This window comes from Streptomyces gelaticus (genome assembly GCF_014649535.1).
In the GTDB taxonomy this organism is placed as follows: domain Bacteria; phylum Actinomycetota; class Actinomycetes; order Streptomycetales; family Streptomycetaceae; genus Streptomyces; species Streptomyces gelaticus.
In genome coordinates, this window is the sequence record NZ_BMTF01000019.1 from 125,013 (window position 1) to 140,037 (window position 15,025).

15 protein-coding genes and 1 pseudogene are annotated in these 15,025 nt (G+C 69.1%); 8 read left to right on the forward strand and 8 right to left on the reverse strand.

Features of this window, described 5'->3' with window-relative positions:
* Positions 1-63: 63 nt before the first annotated feature.
* A complete protein-coding gene (locus IE107_RS24920; protein WP_189546442.1) occupies positions 64-543 on the forward strand; it encodes an NUDIX domain-containing protein in 480 nt (159 codons plus the stop codon).
* An 81-nt stretch (positions 544-624) separates the two neighbouring features.
* Here IE107_RS24920 and IE107_RS24925 read toward each other — a convergent pair whose 3' ends face one another.
* Positions 625-1,986 carry a globin domain-containing protein gene (locus IE107_RS24925; protein ID WP_189546444.1) on the reverse strand — a complete coding sequence of 454 codons (1,362 nt, stop codon included), beginning with the start codon at positions 1,984-1,986 and terminating at the stop codon, positions 625-627.
* A 142-nt stretch (positions 1,987-2,128) separates the two neighbouring features.
* Between IE107_RS24925 and IE107_RS24930 the strand changes: the two genes are divergently transcribed.
* Positions 2,129-2,656, forward strand: coding sequence for a DUF2269 domain-containing protein (locus tag IE107_RS24930; RefSeq protein WP_189546446.1), 528 nt, complete (start codon positions 2,129-2,131; stop codon positions 2,654-2,656).
* Positions 2,657-2,661: 5 nt separating this feature from the next.
* The gene (locus IE107_RS24935) at positions 2,662-3,531 is read left to right on the forward strand and encodes a GNAT family N-acetyltransferase (protein WP_189546448.1); all 870 of its coding nucleotides are present in this window, start codon (positions 2,662-2,664) and stop codon (positions 3,529-3,531) included.
* 31 nt (positions 3,532-3,562) lie between these two features.
* Here the strand turns inward: IE107_RS24935 and IE107_RS24940 are convergent, their stop codons facing one another.
* Together IE107_RS24940 and IE107_RS24945 are read right to left on the reverse strand one after the other, a co-directional pair.
* Positions 3,563-3,988, reverse strand: coding sequence for a GlcG/HbpS family heme-binding protein (locus IE107_RS24940; protein ID WP_189546450.1), 426 nt, complete (start codon positions 3,986-3,988; stop codon positions 3,563-3,565).
* Positions 3,989-4,074: 86 nt separating this feature from the next.
* The gene (locus tag IE107_RS24945) at positions 4,075-5,286 is read right to left on the reverse strand and encodes an MFS transporter (protein ID WP_189546451.1); all 1,212 of its coding nucleotides are present in this window, start codon (positions 5,284-5,286) and stop codon (positions 4,075-4,077) included.
* Positions 5,287-5,429: 143 nt separating this feature from the next.
* Here IE107_RS24945 and IE107_RS24950 point away from each other — a divergent pair, with 143 nt between their 5' ends.
* The 3 genes from IE107_RS24950 to IE107_RS24960 all read left to right on the forward strand — a co-directional run bounded on the left by IE107_RS24950 (position 5,430) and on the right by IE107_RS24960 (position 7,610).
* Positions 5,430-5,897, forward strand: coding sequence for a MarR family winged helix-turn-helix transcriptional regulator (locus IE107_RS24950; RefSeq protein WP_189546452.1), 468 nt, complete (start codon positions 5,430-5,432; stop codon positions 5,895-5,897).
* A gap of 68 nt (positions 5,898-5,965) precedes the next feature.
* Entirely contained in the window at positions 5,966-6,418 is a 453-nt protein-coding gene (locus tag IE107_RS24955) for a GNAT family N-acetyltransferase (protein ID WP_189546453.1), read from the forward strand.
* A gap of 28 nt (positions 6,419-6,446) precedes the next feature.
* Positions 6,447-7,610, forward strand: coding sequence for a winged helix DNA-binding domain-containing protein (locus IE107_RS24960; protein ID WP_189546454.1), 1,164 nt, complete (start codon positions 6,447-6,449; stop codon positions 7,608-7,610).
* Between the two features lie 38 nt (positions 7,611-7,648).
* On the opposite strand, the gene IE107_RS24965 is transcribed toward IE107_RS24960, so the two are convergent.
* Positions 7,649-9,031: a serine hydrolase domain-containing protein gene (locus IE107_RS24965; protein WP_189546455.1), complete on the reverse strand. Its 1,383-nt coding sequence runs from the start codon at positions 9,029-9,031 to the stop codon at positions 7,649-7,651.
* Between the two features lie 205 nt (positions 9,032-9,236).
* Between IE107_RS24965 and IE107_RS24970 the strand changes: the two are divergent.
* Positions 9,237-9,958, forward strand: a pseudogene (locus IE107_RS24970) (dienelactone hydrolase family protein).
* A 578-nt stretch (positions 9,959-10,536) separates the two neighbouring features.
* Here IE107_RS24970 and IE107_RS24975 read toward each other — a convergent pair.
* Positions 10,537-11,115 (reverse strand): helix-turn-helix domain-containing protein, encoded by a 579-nt coding sequence (locus IE107_RS24975; protein WP_189546456.1) that lies wholly within the window; start codon positions 11,113-11,115, stop codon positions 10,537-10,539.
* Positions 11,116-11,227: 112 nt separating this feature from the next.
* On the opposite strand from IE107_RS24975, the gene def reads away from it, so the two are divergent.
* Positions 11,228-11,890, forward strand: a complete 663-nt coding sequence (gene def / locus IE107_RS24980; protein ID WP_189546458.1) for a peptide deformylase — start codon at positions 11,228-11,230, stop codon at positions 11,888-11,890.
* On the opposite strand, the gene IE107_RS35260 is transcribed toward def, so the two are convergent.
* From IE107_RS35260 to IE107_RS35270, 3 genes are all read right to left on the reverse strand, one after another.
* Positions 11,865-13,319 (reverse strand): helix-turn-helix domain-containing protein, encoded by a 1,455-nt coding sequence (locus IE107_RS35260; protein ID WP_229867230.1) that lies wholly within the window; start codon positions 13,317-13,319, stop codon positions 11,865-11,867. The genes def and IE107_RS35260 overlap by 26 nt on opposite strands.
* A 202-nt stretch (positions 13,320-13,521) precedes the next feature.
* Positions 13,522-14,520 carry a TniQ family protein gene (locus IE107_RS35265; RefSeq protein WP_229867225.1) on the reverse strand — a complete coding sequence of 333 codons (999 nt, stop codon included), beginning with the start codon at positions 14,518-14,520 and terminating at the stop codon, positions 13,522-13,524.
* Positions 14,517-15,020, reverse strand: coding sequence for a hypothetical protein (locus tag IE107_RS35270; RefSeq protein ID WP_229867231.1), 504 nt, complete (start codon positions 15,018-15,020; stop codon positions 14,517-14,519). Before IE107_RS35270 ends, IE107_RS35265 begins: the two co-directional genes overlap by 4 nt.
* Positions 15,021-15,025 lie beyond the last annotated feature (5 nt).

Genomic DNA, 15,025 nt, shown 5'->3' on the forward strand with positions numbered 1-15,025 from the left:
GCGCAGGACGGCCCGGAGCCGCTCCGGTGTTTCAGAACCGGTTCCGCGGGCCACGCTCTTGCCATGACCGAACGTCCTGTGGTCAAACGCACCGCACGCGCCATCCTGCTCGACGGCAACGACCTGATCCTCATCAAGCGCACCAAACCCGGGGTGGATCCCTACTGGCTCACGCCGGGTGGCGGGGTCGAGCCCGAGGACGCGACCGTCGTCGACGCCCTGCACCGTGAGGTGGACGAAGAACTCGGCGCCAAGATCACCGATGTGGTCCCCTGTTTCGTCGACACCGTGGAGCACATCGAGGGCGGTGGGGTGAAGGGCGTGAAGGTCCAGCACTTCTTCGTCTGTCGGCTGGAGTCGATGGAGCCGGCCCGGCGGCACGGCCCCGAGATCGACGATCCCTGCGGGGAGTACGACATCGTGCGGGTGCCGTTCAGCCGGATGGGCATCGCCGCCGTCCACCTCGTGCCGCTGTCGCTGCGGCACTACCTGGACGGCAACATCGAGGGCGTACGCGCGATGCACGCGCCTGACCTGGGCTGACCGCCGCCGCTCCGGGGGAGGGAGCGATGACGGCCGTCGTGGTCGGGCGGGCCGGTCGTGGTCCGGTGGGATCGGTCGTCGTCAGGCGGGGCCGGTCGCCGTCAGGTCCTCGATGAAGTCGTGCCTGATGCGTTCGGCGGGTATGCCGGTGCCTCGGAGCGCGTCCACGCCGCTGCGGATCATGCCGGGCGGGCCCGAGAGATAGGCGTCGTACTCGTGCCACGGGCCGCGCTGCCGCACCGCCTCCGGCAGCAGTCCCCTCATCAGGCCTCTTCCCGTTCCCGGCCCGGTGGCGACCACCGGCCGCACCGCGAGCCAGGGAAAGGTGTCCTGGAGCCGCATCATCGTGTCGATGTCGTAGAGGTCGTGATCGCTGCGTGCCCCGTAGAAGACCTCCACGGGACGCCGGTCGCCGTGCTCCGCGACATCCTCGACGAGCGCCTTGATGGGGGCGATGCCCGTGCCTCCGCCCAGGCAGAGCAGGCCGTTGTGGGTGGAGTGGTCGACCGTCATCGAGCCCGTGGGCGGGCCGAGGCGCAGAATGTCCCCGGGCCGGGACCGGTGCACCAGAGCGTTGGAGACCCAGCCGGCCGCGACCGCCTTGATGTGGAAGGTGAGCAGGCCGTCGGGACGGGGCGCCGAGGCGAAGGAATAGTGCCGCCAGATCCGGGGCCACCACGGAGTCTCCACGGCCGCGTACTGGCCCGCGACGAAAGGATAGGCCTGGTCGGGACGGAGCGTGAGCACTGCTATGTCACGGGTCCTGAGATCGTGGGACACCACCTCCGCGTGCCACAGGGCGGGGGCCCACTGCTCGTCCTCGGCAGCCGCGTCGATCATGATCTGCGATATCGCGGTGTAGGCACGCACCCAGGCAGCTTCGGTCTCACCGTCCCAGGTGGTGGTCGCGTAGCGGCTCAGGGCGCCCATGAGCGCCTCCCCCACCGCGGGATAGTGCGCGGGCAGCGTGCCGTACTTGCGGTGCCCCCGCCCCAGTTCGCCGAGGTACTCGGCCAGCGCGGCCGGATCGTCCAGCCGGTCGGCCGCGGTGAGGATCGCGCGGAGGAGTCGGTCGCGCTGGACATCCATCGCGACCGGGAACAGGTCACGCAGGCCGGGGTGGCGAATGAAGAGCAGCGCATAGAAGTACGAGGTCGCCTGATCCGCGACGGGCGAGATCTCGGTCAGGGTGCGATGGATCAGGACCGCGTCGGCAGATCTGTGCGTTCCGTCTTCGGTCCACCCGGTGGCCGGAGCATCCATCCTGTGCCTCGCCTCGTATGTCTCGTGGTCGCCTACGCAGCGGAACGGTTCGCACTTACTTGTCCGCGGACGCGGTCGGGCCCTGCTGACGGCCGCCGGTCGGCCCCGGCCCGCGGTCCCTCGGCCCAGCATGCCTTGCGAGGGACTCGGGCGGGCCGTGAACCCATGACAGGCACCCATGAGCGCATCCGTACCCCATGAGGCGGCAACTCACCTGAAGGAGAGGACCACAAACGAGAGCGTGCTGTACGCCGAGGCTAGTACGCGCGATTACTCCCGTTGTCGGACGCCCGATCACTCCGCTCCCGGCACCGTGTTTCACGTGAAACCACTCAAACGCTCCGCCCGCCGCAGCCTCCTGGTGGCGCATGTCGCGGTCTCCGTGGGCTGGCTTGGACTGACCGTCGGACTGCTGGCCCTCGCCATCACGGCCTTCTCCACCGCGGACCTTGCCACCGCACGGGCTGCCACGCGCGCCATGAAGGTCTTCGGGGACTGGCTGATCGTGCCGGTCGCCCTGTTCTCCCTGTTCAGCGGTCTCGTTCTGGCACTCGGTACGCCATGGGGGCTGGCCAGGCACCGATGGGTCTGGACGAAGTTCTGGCTCACCCTGATCACCGTGGCACTGTCCGTCTTCTCCCTGCGGCCCGGCATCGACGAGGCTGCGGAGCGTGGCACCGTCGATGTCGACCTGGTGGTCGCTCCGTCGGTGGCTACGGCGACGTACCTCTTCATCACCGCGATCTCGGTGTTGAAGCCCTGGGGACCGACCCGGCGCGGCCATCGGCTGCGCCGCTCGCCCGGAGCCGGTAAAGGGGTGGACGAACGCACACCGCGTCGGACAGCCTGACCTCCATGCCCAGCTCGCTGCCCCGCCCGATAGCCGAGTTGCCCCTGCGGCGCCTCACCCCTGAAGACCTGGTCGCCTGCGCCGATCTCTGCGAAGACCGTGGTTGGCCACGCGATGAGCACAGGTGGGGCCTGCTCCTCACAGCCGGGACCGGCTACGGCGTGGACGATCCCGAGGGCAAGGGACTGATGGCCAGTTGCGTAGTGACGTCCTACGGTCCGCGGCTGGCAGCCCTCGGCATGCTGCTCGTCGCGGAGCGATACGCACGGCAGGGAGTCGCGCGCCATCTGATGGACCGTGTGATCGCCGAGTTCGGAGACACACCGCTCAGCCTCTACGCGACAGCCGCGGGGCAACCGCTCTACGAGCAGCTCGGCTTCTCCGTCGTGGGCCGCGCCCAGCGGGTCACCGGCTTTCTCCGGCCGATCGCCGACAGATCTGCCGCTGTGACCGTCCGCCCCGCCACGGGGGAAGATCTGCACGAAATGGTCCGGCTGGATTCGGATGTCTTCGGTACCGACCGGACCCATATCCTCACCCGGCTGCCCTCGTACGCCGACCACATCCGGGTCGCTCACGACGAGAAACAGCTCATCGGTTACGCAGCAGCCTGGCCGAGCAACGGGACGCATGTGGTCGGCCCGCTGATCGCGCGCGACACCGCCACAGCTCAGGCTCTCGTCGCCTCTATCGCGGAGGCGACCGACCTGCCCCTGCGCTCGGACCTCGACGCGCGCCACACCGAACTGCTCGACTGGTTCGAGGAGAGCGGCCTGCAGCTCGGCTCCACGACCGCGGTGATGACCCGTGGAATCTCGGAGCTGCCGGGCGACTGGACCTGTCGCTACGCCCCGCTGACCGTGGCGACGGGCTGACCGCGGAGACCTGCGCGGCCTGCGGATTGCGTCAGGCGAGAGCCTTCACCGCGGCCGACGCGAAGCCGTGATCCTGGTCGGGGGCGCCTCCGCCGATGCCGACGGCGCCGATGAGTCGGCCGTCGCGGTGGACAGGAACGCCTCCGGCGATGAAGAGCAACGGCCGATCGAGGGCGGTGGGCAGTGTGTGGAAGAGCCCGCCGGGCTGGACGGCGCCGACGAGATCGGCCGTGGGGGCGTCGAGCTGGAGAGCCGTGTACGCCTTGCGGGTGCTGGTCTCACCTGCGATGAGGACAGCCCGGTCGTCCCGCCGGAAGGCCAGCAGGTGGCCGCCCGCGTCGAGGACGGTGACAGCGACCGCGACGCCTGCGGCCTCGGCGACGGTACGGGCGGCGTCGACGAGCGCTTCGGCGTCCTGGATCGTCAGCGGCGCGACGGCGGCAGTGGTGGTGTTCATGAGTGCTGCTCCTTGGTGCGATGTCGTGCGGAGGGTGCGGTGAGGTGTCGTGCTCTGTGGGAGGGAGGTCGGTGTGGGAGGGGATCTCAGCGCCGGGACGCAGGGGCGCGAGCAGGCTCGGGGGTGTGCCGGGCGACCAGCCGGCTGGGCGTGAGCGTGCGGCGTTCCAGCACACCGGAGACGACCGCGAGTGCCAGGGCGGAGGCCGCCAGAACCGCGCCGACCCAGTTGGGAGCGGTGTAGCCGAGGCCCGCCGCGATGACGAGACCGCCGAGCCACGCCGAGAGCGCGTTGCCGAGGTTGAAGGCACCGATGTTGGCCGCGGAGGCGAGGGTCGGAGCCTCGGCCGCCTGGTCGAGCACCCGCTTCTGCAGCGGCGGCACGGTCGCGAAGCCCAGGCCACCGATCAACACGATGGTGACGGCCGCGGCGATCTTGTTGTGGGCGGTCAGCGTGAACAGGGCGAGAACCACGGCGAGGGCGCCCAGCGACACGTACAACAGGGGCATCAGATGGCGGTCGGCGAACCTGCCGCCGATCAGATTGCCGCCCACCATGCCCAGTCCGAGAAGGACCAGCAGCCAGGTGACGGACGACGTGGAGTATCCGGCGACCTCGGTCATCATCGGAGTGATGTAGGTGATCGCGGCGAAGACTCCGCCGAAGCCCAGCACAGTCATCGCCATGGCGAGCAGGACCTGCACATTGCGGAACGCGGCCAGCTCGTCGCGGAGCCGTACACCCTCGTGCCGTGACTGTTCGGGGACGAGCCGGGCGACACCGAAAAGGCCGATGACACCGATCGCGGCGACGACGAAGAACGTGGTCCGCCAGCCGGCGGTCTGTCCGATGTAGGTGCCCAGCGGTACGCCGACGAGGTTGGCCACGGTGAGACCGGTGAACATCATGGCAATCGCCCCGGCCCTCTTCTGGGGAGCGACCAGGTCGGCCGCGACGACCGTTCCGATACCGAAGAAGGCACCGTGGGCGAGTGAGGCGATCACCCGGCCGACGACCATGACACCGAAGACCGGGGCGGCCGCAGAGACCACGTTGCCCACGACGAACAGGCCCATGAGCAGCATCAGCATGCGCTTGCGGGTGACCCGGGTGCCGAGGGCCGTCATCAGCGGGGCACCGAGAACGACGCCGAGGGCGTACCCCGTGACGAGGAACCCTGCGGTCGGGATCGAGACCTGGAAGTCCGCGGCAACCTCGGGGAGCAGCCCCATGATCACGAACTCCGTGGTCCCGATACCGAAAGCCCCGACGGCGAGGGCTAGGAGCGCGAGCGGCATGGGTTTTGCCCTCCCTGAAGATTGCGTCTGCGTCTTACAAGCGTCCACAATAATTGCAGGCGCCTATTAATTGCAAGCGCGGGCTATTGCGGCAGTCGCCTATCCTGGGAGCAAGCGGCTCCGACATGTGGAGGAGAGACCCCATGACAGCGACAGACCCCGCACTGACCGCCCTCTCCCAGGGCTGGTGCGCTCTCTCCTTGCTCCACGGAAAGATCGAGGCCCGCATCGAGCGGGCGCTGCAGTCCGGGCATGGTCTCAGCGTGCGGGAGTTCTCCCTGCTCGGCGTCCTGAGCAGGCAGCACAGCGGTCCCGGTGGTCACCTCCAGATGAAGCAGGTCGCGGACGCGGTCGTACTCAGCCAGAGCGCCACCACCCGCCTGGTCACCCGGCTGGAGGACCGCGGACTGCTGACGCGGTATCTCTGCGACACCGACCGCCGCGGCATCTACACCGATGTCACCGAGGCCGGCCTTGCCCTGCTCGCCGAGGCCCGGCCGACCAATGACAGCGCCCTGCGCGCGGCGTTGGACGAGGCCGCGAAGACCCCCGAACTGGCCCCGCTGGTCAGGGCGGTCGAAGAGCTGAAGGCCCCCGTGCAGGTCGGGTGAATCGCCGTGAGGTCCGCGAGACCGGGCGAAATCCCGCGCCGCCCGGATGATCTGCGTACCCTGCCGGCATGAGCGATCTGGAAATACGGCCTGCCGCACTCGACGACATCCCCGCGATCGTGGCCATGCTCGCCGACGATCCGCTGGGTGCACAGCGTGAGTCGCCGGATGACCTGGCCCCGTACCAGGCCGCGTTCCAGCGGCTGGTGAACGACCCGAACCAGCGCCTGGTCGTCGCTGTGCGCGAGGGCCGCGTAGTCGGGACCCTGCAACTGACCGTGCTTCCCGGGCTTTCCCGGCGCGGCTCGACCCGCTCGGTCATCGAGGGCGTACGCATCCATGCCGACGAGCGGGGCAGCGGCCTCGGGACCCTGCTGATCGAATGGGCCATGGACGAATCCCGGCGCCAGGACTGCCAGTTGGTCCAGCTGACGTCCGATGCGACCCGGACCGACGCCCATCGCTTCTACGAGCGGCTCGGATTCACCGCCAGCCATGTGGGCTTCAAGCTCGCACTCTGATCGCACTTCGGGATCCGGGAGGCCGTCCATGCACCACATCAGTGACGAGCAGCGCAGGATCAGGCTCGGCCGACGCCATCTCCTGGCTCCGTCCCTGCGCACCGCTTCCCCGGTGTCCGTGGCCGACGCGGTCGTGGCGCTGCACGCCACCGACGCCGCCACCGTCTTCCTCTCCACCTGTGCTCGCCTCTCCGAGGCGGGCGTCGTCCCGGTGGAGCAGGCCCTCTACGGGGACGTCTCGTTGGTCCGGCAGCTCTCCATGCGGAACACCCTCTTCGTCGTATCGCGGGAACTCGCCCCCTGCGTCGACGCGTCGAACGCCCGGACCGTGGCCGCCAAGGAACGCCGGACCTTCCTCAAGCACCTGGCGGACGACGGCAACGGTCTGGACGAACGCTGGCTCGCTGGCGTGGAACAGCAGACCCTGGCAGCTCTCGCCGACCGCGGCACTGCCACCGGCACCGAACTCTCCGCCGCCGTGGCCGCTCTGCGTACGAAGATCACCGTCTTCCCCGGCAAGAAGGCCGAAGGCGTGCAGGGCGTCGCCTCCCGTGTCATACGGATCCTGGCGGCCGAAGGCCGTATCCGCCGGGACCGACTACGCGGTTCCTGGACCTCCAGCCAGTTCCGCTGGGCGGCCTCCGAGCCCTGGCCGTCCGAGGACCCCGCGCAGGCACGAGCCGAGTTGGCCCGGCGATGGCTCCGCTCCTACGGCCCGGCGACCGAGGCCGATCTCAAGTGGTGGACGGGCTGGGGGCTGGGAGCCGTCCGTGAGGCGATGACTGCCGTAGGGGCCACGGAGGTCCGGCTCGGCGACGGCGCCGCGGGATGGGTGCTGCCGGAGGACATGGAGCCGGAACCGGCACCGGAACCCTGGGCCGCGCTGCTTCCGGCCCTCGACCCCAGCGCCATGGGATGGGCCGATCGCGGTTTCCACCTGCCGGCCGGGCATCGGGAGGCTCTCTTCGACCGGTCCGGCAACATCGGCCCGACCGTGTGGTGGAACGGGCGGATCGTGGGCGGCTGGGCCCAGCGGGCCGACGGCGAGCCGGTCTGGCGGCTGCTGTCCGATGTCGGCCGGGAGGCTTCCGCCGCGATCGAAGCGGAAGCGTCCCGGTTTTCGCAATGGGTGGGTCAGGCACGGGTCACGCCGCGCTTCCGCACCCCGCTGGAACGGGAGTTGACGACCTGATCCGGCCCACCTCTCCCGTTTCACGTGAAACGTGACGCTCAGGCCCCCAGGCCCCGCCATCCCCCCTTGTCCACACCGCCGGGAACGGCGGCGCGCGGGTCGTACGGCTCCCGTGTGAAGACGAACGAGCCCAGATCGAGATGGTTCACGCTGCCATCGCTGTTCCGGACCACACGCAGCGTCTCCCCCGCGTAGTAGCCGTCAAGACCGATCCAGCTGCCATCGGGCTGTGCGACGAACCGGGCGCAGCGGCCGGCACCCTGCAGGGGCGCGAGCTCCAGCCCGCCGTCCGAGGCCATCCGCAGGACATTCGGGCGCGTACCCCAGTACCAGGGACCGGTCAGCGCGAGAAGCTCGGTGTCCACCTCTGGCAGCGGGCGCCAGGGCTCGGGAATGCGGGGCTCGGACTCGGCCACGATGTCCACGAGGTCGGCGGCAAGGCCGCCGATCATCACCCCCGAAGTCGTGTTGGTGAGCGCGACGGCCGTCACGTCGTCCTCGACGCTGATCCACAGGGCGGCCAGGAATCCGGGCAGCGAGCCCGTATGTCCGAAGAGCGTGCGGCCGCCGATGTGCACCACCTGGAGGCCCAGGCCGTAAGCGGACTGCCAGTCGCCGTGCTCGGTCGGTGCGGACGGCTCGCGCATCTGCTCCACGGAGTCGGCGCAGAGCACCCGGTCGTCCCCCTCGGCCAGGACGGTCGCGAAGCGGAGGAGGTCATCGACGGTGGACCAGAGCTGGCCGGCCGGGGCCATCAACCCGAGATCCTCGGCCGGTTCGGGCAACATGACATCGGCCCAGGGATGCACGGCCCAGCCGCCCGCGTGCGGCGGCTGCGGGTGGAGGCTGGTGCGGTGCATGCCGAGCGGTTCCAGGATCTCGCGTCGCAGCACCTCCGCCCAGCTCGCCCCGCGCACCTTCTCCACCAGGGCGCCCAGCAGCGTGTAGCCGGGATTCGAGTAGTGGTGCCGGTGCCCCGGACTGTGCATCCGCGTCTGTTCGCCGAGTACGTCGGCCAGCTCGGGCCGCAGCGTACCCGGTGTCCGCTCCCACCAGGGGCCGGGCGATTCGGCACCGAGCCCCGCGCTGTGTCCCAGCAGTTGGTGGATCGTCACATCACCGACGCCGGTGCCGGGCAGATGCTTCTCCAGCGGATCGTCCAGGTCGAGAAGGCCCTCGTCCCGCAGGCGCAGGACCAGCACCGCGGTGAAGGTCTTGGTGAGAGATCCGATCCTGAACTGTGTATCGGTGTCGGGCGCATGGCCGTCCACACAACTACGGGATCCGCTCCAGACGGTCCGCCCCTGCCGCTGTACCGCGGCGACGAGCGAGGGAGCGCGGCCTTCCGACTGTGCGGTGGCAATGCGGTGCAGCAGAGCACGCTGCGTCCCCGGGAGCAACTGTTCGGGTGAGAAGGTCATGCTCAAACAACTACCCGCAGAACCAGGCGGTGGCGAGTCCATTTCACCGCCCCTGGCGACGCCGGCAGCCGGCTTCGCATCGGTGTCGATGTGGGTGCCAGAACCGACTCCCCCACAGTGCGCACCCACAGGCTCGCACCCGCGCTGTTCTGCCCACGGTGAAGGCCGGACCGTACAAACTCGACCACCACTACGGTGCAGTCTCATGACGACGATCACAACACGCACGGTCGAATACCCGGCCGACGGCCTGACAATGATCGGGCACCTCGCGCTCCCCACCGGTACCGACCGCCGGCAGTCCTGATCAGGCCCGAGGGACCGGGCCTGAACGACTTCCAGCGTCGCCGGGCCGACGCCCTCGCCGAACTCGGTTACGTGGCGCTGGCCTTCGACCTCCACGGCGGACGCTGGTTCACCGACCCACAGGAGATGCTGGCGCGCGTGACCCCGCTGCTCGCCGACCCCGACCGGATGCGGGGCATCGGCCATGCAGCACTCGATGTGCTGCGTGCCGAGCCGCGGACCGATCCCGACCGGATCGCCGCCATCGGCTACGGCACCGGGGGCGCAATCGTGCTGGAACTCGGTCGCGGCGGCGTCGGCCTGCGGGCAATCGGGACAGTCAACGCGCTGACCGGGGGCCGGCCGGGCGAGGCGGCGCGCATCCGTTGCCCGGTATGGGCCGGGGTCGGGTCGGAGGACCCGCCCATGCCGCCCGCGCAACGAGAAGCGTTCACTGCCGAGATGCAGGCCGCAGGTGTCGACTGGCGCCTCGTGGTCTACGGCGGAGCCGTGCACGCCTTCCACCACCCGCCGGTCGACCAGACCGTGCTCCCCGGCGTCGGCTACCACCCGCAGCACGCGCAACGGGCCTGGCGCGACATCGTCGGCCTGCTCGCAGAGTGCCTGCCCGTGACGGACTGAGCCAGGCGACAGGACTGCCGTCGTCATGACACGGCAGCCGAGCGCATGAGGTCGAAATCTCGCGAGGGGACTCACCGACGCCTGTCGGCCCCGGGGCATCGCCACCTGGGCACGACTGCCTCGGCGGTGGCTGCCACGGCCGGGCTGCACGAACTGGTCAGTGTGTCCGCCGACGCGGCAGGGAATCCGGCGCCCTCGACGCGGGTGCGGGCACACGTGTCCGCACCGCCGTCACGCGCTGCGGCGAAAACGGGGCGTCGAGCTTGAGAAGGAAGCCGAGGACTCCATCGCCCGCCTCGTACGCCCGTGACGCCGTACCGGTGGTGACGGCCGGACCCCGTGAGTACGTGCCCGAGCTGACCCTGGTGCCGGCGGAACGTCCTCCACGGCCGGGCCTGCCGCAGCAGCAGCCCGAGCGACGCCGACGGCCGCTCCAAGTGGCTGTAGGTTCTCAGCCTCTGTGTCATGCGGCGACGCGGTGACCTGGACGTCTTCAGGCTGTCTCACGTCGTGTCATCTGCCTGCTGTCTCAGCGTCGTGTCATTTCCTCAAGTGAGTGCGGAACAGTCGACGACTCCTCAGTCCTGGTCTGCGCCGTCTGCTGTGTGGGGAAGCAGGGGGAACAGTCGGGTGATGAGGGCCACTGGTCGAGCGCCGTCGGGCCGGGCCAGGGGGCGTTGTTCGCGGTCCTGGTAGGGCGCGAGGGCCTGTCGGATCACGTCCGCGACCCGGCTCATCTCTTCGGGTGTCAGGTAGGCAACGGCGCTGAAGGCTTCGTCGTGGCGCCATTCGGACGGCGCCTCATCTCGCTGGGTCAGCCATCGTTGCCAGCTCTCGTCCTCCAGACCGCGGGCCAAGTCGCCGAAATGCTCCTCCAGAGGACCGTCGCCGGCCGGGGTGTGCTGCCTCAGACGCCAGGGACGTGCGCGGCCCCCGCGGTGGGGTGCCTCTTCGATGTATCCGTGACGTGCGAGCTGCCGTAGGTGGAATGAGCAGAGCCCAGAGCTGTAGCCCAGCCGGGAGGCGGCTTCGGTCGCTGTGACCGTGCCGACTTCGGCGAGTAGGTCCAGCAAGGCTGTGCGGACGTCGTGCTGGCGCAATTCTTCGCTGGTGCTGGCTGTCTGGTCGTCCGGGGTGTTGACGTCATCTTCAGTCACTTTGCAAAGTCTGCTACTTTGCAAAGGGCTTGGCAAGCGGTGGTCCTTGTTGAAGACATCAACTGCGGTGACCTCCGCGGCATCTGTGACGTGCGCAAAAAGGGAGACAGCTATGTCTGTTCGTCAGGAGCGGTCCCGTCCCGTTGACCGGCGGGTCCGTGTGCAAGGCCGCCCGGTTGACGCCTATCCGGCTCTGCCACCAGAGGTGGAACGGGGTTCGGTCCGCAGGGTCACGGTGGTGGGTGAGGAGGTGCTGAGCCGTCCGTGCCGGGAGGTGACTGAGTTCGGCACTCCGGAGCTGTCGGCGTTAATCGACGACATGTTCCTGACCATGTATGTGGCCGACGGTGCCGGCCTGGCTGCCAACCAGGTAGATGTCGACCTGCGGCTGTTCGTGTATGACTGCCCGGACGACTATGGGATCCGGCATGTCGGTCACATCATCAACCCCGTTCTGGACCTGCCCGATCCGGGTAGCCGCCGACTCGTTGACGACTTCGAGGGCTGCCTGTCCGTGCCCGGTGCGGGCATGGCGGTTCCCCGCCCCGATCGTGCCATCGCTCGCGGGCTCGACAAGGACGGCAACCCCCTCGTCATCGAAGGAACGGGTTACTTCGCTCGGTGTCTGCAACACGAGACCGACCACCTCTTCGGTCACACCTATCTCGACCGGCTCTCCAAGCGAGATCGCAAAGACGCGCTTCGGCAGATGGCAGAGCGCCGTGAGGACGTCTTCACCCAACGCGCGATCAAGGCCGCCCGCCTGGGCCAATGAGACGCTTGGTGGCAGCGGCCACTCTTCTGCCGAAGGGCGTGGGCCGCATCCTGCGGCCTCGTTCAGCACGTTCGATCAGGGGTCGACCCAGGTCCCTTTCGAGCCGGTTGATCTGGGTTGTCAGTGTCGATTGGTGAATGCCGAGGGCTCGGGCAGCGTCGGTGACGGTGGGGTAGGGCAGGGCGGCAGCAAAGCGTTCGAGTCGCTGCCGGGCATTTGGGCTGGTCAGGGCGTCACGCAGGATGGCGGGGGCATCTGCGGCCTGCTCGGGGGTGCGGAGGGCGGTGTGGTGGCTGGCTCCGCCGCGTGGCCGGAGGGGGATGTTGTGGGTGTGGGCCCAGCGAGCCATGTTCGCGGTGCTCATGCCAGTTTCACGGGCGAGATCCGGCAGAGTTCGGCGGCGGTGGACGTACTGCTCAATGAGCCAGTCCCGTTCGATGGCGCCGCGGCGCTTGTAGTCCTGTGGGCCCTCGCGGAGCGGGATTCCGTACTCCTTGGCGAGATCGGTCAGCACTCTGCGGGAGAAGCCTGTGAGGGTGGCGATCTGCTGGAGGGACCGGTGTTCTTCGAGGTAGAGCTGGGTGAGGCGCTCTGCCGGGATGGTTTGCCGGGCTTGCTGCCGGATGCGGCCGGTGGCTCTGGCCGTGTTCTTCGTCAGCGGGGGTGCGGGTGCTGGGTGTTCGTCGAGGACATGTCGGATGGCCTCGACGGTTGTGCCCAGGACCTGGGCAGCGTGCTGAACAGGGTGCCGGCGTTCTCGGATGAGTTGGTGCAGGCAGGGCAGGTCGACTTGCGCCGGGTCGGGTCCGGGAAGGGAGAGTCCTGCCAGCAAGGTGGCGGGAGGCTGCCAGGTCACGGGCTCGTCGTGGATGTGGTGCGAGGCCAGGAAGCCGAGGGCTTCCTGCTGGAGGGCGTGTGCGAGTTCGGGTGTCTGAAGCGCGGTGAAGTGCAAGGACGTCGCCCGGAACTCTGCGCTGTCGAGCCCGCCCAGGTCGTCGGGGACGGACTCGGCAGGCAGGCCGCTGAGACGTCGGAAGAGCTGGCTGCGGGCGATGCGTTCGCGTCGGCCGGTCCCCGGCGGTGTTCCGGTGCGGCGGCAGATCTCCAGCCAGCGGTCGTGGGGAAGCAGGCCGGTGTAGTCGAGGAGTCGGCGTCGGCCGTAGTCGATGGGGGTGTCGTCGGCGTCGAGGTGGTCGGTGAGCCGGTCCAGGGCGGTGACGATGTCCGGCCATTGTGGAAGGTTGTCGAGTTCTTGGAGGAGGCGTGAGACCTCAGTGCCGTCGATCGCGTCGCCGACCAGCCCGGCTGCCTGGTCCAGGGAGGTGCGGCTGTCGGGGATCAGCAGCAGGGCGGCGAGAACGGGGGCCAGAGCCCGCGCGTGGACTCCTTCGGATGGTGTGAGCCGGACCGTCCAGGACGGCCAGAACATCGTGGGGATCTTCCTGGCTCGCTGTTCGATGTCCCGAGTGGTTCTGGCCGGTCGGTGGGGAGTCTCGGTCGCGACGCGGTAGCGGACGTATTCGCTGGGGCGGAGGGAAGGGGCGAGGGCGGCCAGGTGCACGGACTGCAGCACCGGGCTGATGCCCCTGCCCCAGCTGTCGATGCTGGTCACCGAGATCTGCGTGAGTTCCTCACGTACTGCTTCCAGCAGGCGTCGCAAGGCCTCGCCGGCCGGTTGGATTCCTGGTTGCTCCAGGATGCCCAGGGCCACGGTGACCGCGACGGCTGTGTCCGCGGCTCGGGGCGGGGCCATGAACCCCGGACGGTCCGTCGCCTCCGGTGTGCGGGGAGACCGGATCGGTGCTGAGGTGCGCTTCTGCGATATCAGCCGGGATCTGTTCCCGTAGGACAGCCGCGGGCAGGTCGCTCAGGACGCGGATGCCCAGGGCCCGGATGTCCGCCAGCACCGCCGATGCCAGCTGGGGAGAGGTCCCGTAGGGGCCGAAAGCAGCCGTTGCCCCGTCGATGATCTCCATCACTCGGTCCTGCGCTATGAGAACCGGATGGCCAGGAGGCAGGAGAAGCGTCGAAGCGCGGGACAGATCGGCGCCGCAGCCAGCCGAAAACGGGCGGGTGGGGCGGGTCGGTGGATTGCCGCAGAATTCAGACCGGGGGACGGACCGGCCGGAACGGGGCCGCTGCCGCAGCACCCTCCCGCAGTGCGGGCAGCAGTCCGCCAGCAGTCTGCGGTGCCGGGTGCAGGCGAAGGAAAAACCGAGCCTCCAGGACAACTGCCATCGCCCACCACTGGCAAGAAGGCACTCCGGGCAGAACCGGGATCCCCCTCCACGGCCCCAAAGGACGTGCCGTGACACGGCCCGGCCTCCAGCACTCATGTGGAGGGCCCGTCCGTCGTAGTGCGCCAGGGTCAGGGCAGCGACTGTCTCCGGGGACGTCCCGGTGGCGTGCGCGACAGCACTGGTCTGCTGCTCGTCGAGAACGATCGTCCAGTCTGCCGGGATACCCCGGAACTGGTTTCCGGCCCGGTGCCGGGCCGGGAAGCCGAAATGCAGCAGGACATCACCGAGTGCGGCGTCCATCCGTCTGGCCGTCGCCTCCAGCCACGAGTCCAGGGCCTCGCCGGGCAGCGGAGTCAGCCGGATCGGCAGGGTGCGGACCGGCGTTCTCATGCGGATCGTCGGCTCCGGGGCCGCGGGCGGCTGGTCAGCCGTTTCTTCTCCAGCGCGGCCTGCAGTTCGAGGCGGGCAGCCTCGGATGCCTCGTCGTTCTTCACCCGGTCCATGAGCTCCTGGTCAAGACGTTCGGCGCCGGTGCGGACCGCCCGCTGGCAGCTGCGGTTGATCAGCGTCATCAGCGAGCCGATGTGTCCGGTGCTGCGGGCGAAGAGGTAGTCCGACAGCTCGTCCGCGAGCATGCCGGGATGCTTGTCGGTGAGCACGACGCGCTGTTCGAGGGCCAACAGCATCTGTCGCCATTCCCGACGACCGGCCTCCGTATCGATGGTGAACGGACGCAGTCCGAGGCGGGTGGTGCGGCGGCCGGTCTGGGCCAGAGCGGTATCGCGCCCGTTCGTTCCTTCGCCGAACAGGCCCTTCTTCGCGAGCTCGACCCCCACCATCAGCAACGTCACCGGGAACTCGTTGGCGATCCACTTCAGGTGGTTGCTCACCTCGA

Excerpts from the sequence above, each read along its gene's own strand:
- IE107_RS24940 (WP_189546450.1), bottom strand. The coding sequence starts at position 3,988 with ATGAACACCACCACTGCCGCCGTCGCGCCGCTGACGATCCAGGACGCC.
- IE107_RS24920 (WP_189546442.1), top strand. The coding sequence starts at position 64 with ATGACCGAACGTCCTGTGGTCAAACGCACCGCACGCGCCATCCTGCTC.
- IE107_RS24965 (WP_189546455.1), bottom strand. The coding sequence starts at position 9,031 with ATGACCTTCTCACCCGAACAGTTGCTCCCGGGGACGCAGCGTGCTCTG.
- IE107_RS35265 (WP_229867225.1), bottom strand. The coding sequence starts at position 14,520 with ATGAGAACGCCGGTCCGCACCCTGCCGATCCGGCTGACTCCGCTGCCC.
- IE107_RS24925 (WP_189546444.1), bottom strand. The coding sequence starts at position 1,986 with ATGGGTGCCTGTCATGGGTTCACGGCCCGCCCGAGTCCCTCGCAAGGC.
- IE107_RS35260 (WP_229867230.1), bottom strand. The coding sequence starts at position 13,319 with ATGTTCTGGCCGTCCTGGACGGTCCGGCTCACACCATCCGAAGGAGTC.
- IE107_RS24955 (WP_189546453.1), top strand. The coding sequence starts at position 5,966 with ATGAGCGATCTGGAAATACGGCCTGCCGCACTCGACGACATCCCCGCG.
- IE107_RS24935 (WP_189546448.1), top strand. The coding sequence starts at position 2,662 with ATGCCCAGCTCGCTGCCCCGCCCGATAGCCGAGTTGCCCCTGCGGCGC.
- def (WP_189546458.1), top strand. The coding sequence starts at position 11,228 with ATGTCTGTTCGTCAGGAGCGGTCCCGTCCCGTTGACCGGCGGGTCCGT.
- IE107_RS24945 (WP_189546451.1), bottom strand. The coding sequence starts at position 5,286 with ATGCCGCTCGCGCTCCTAGCCCTCGCCGTCGGGGCTTTCGGTATCGGG.
- IE107_RS24960 (WP_189546454.1), top strand. The coding sequence starts at position 6,447 with ATGCACCACATCAGTGACGAGCAGCGCAGGATCAGGCTCGGCCGACGC.
- IE107_RS24950 (WP_189546452.1), top strand. The coding sequence starts at position 5,430 with ATGACAGCGACAGACCCCGCACTGACCGCCCTCTCCCAGGGCTGGTGC.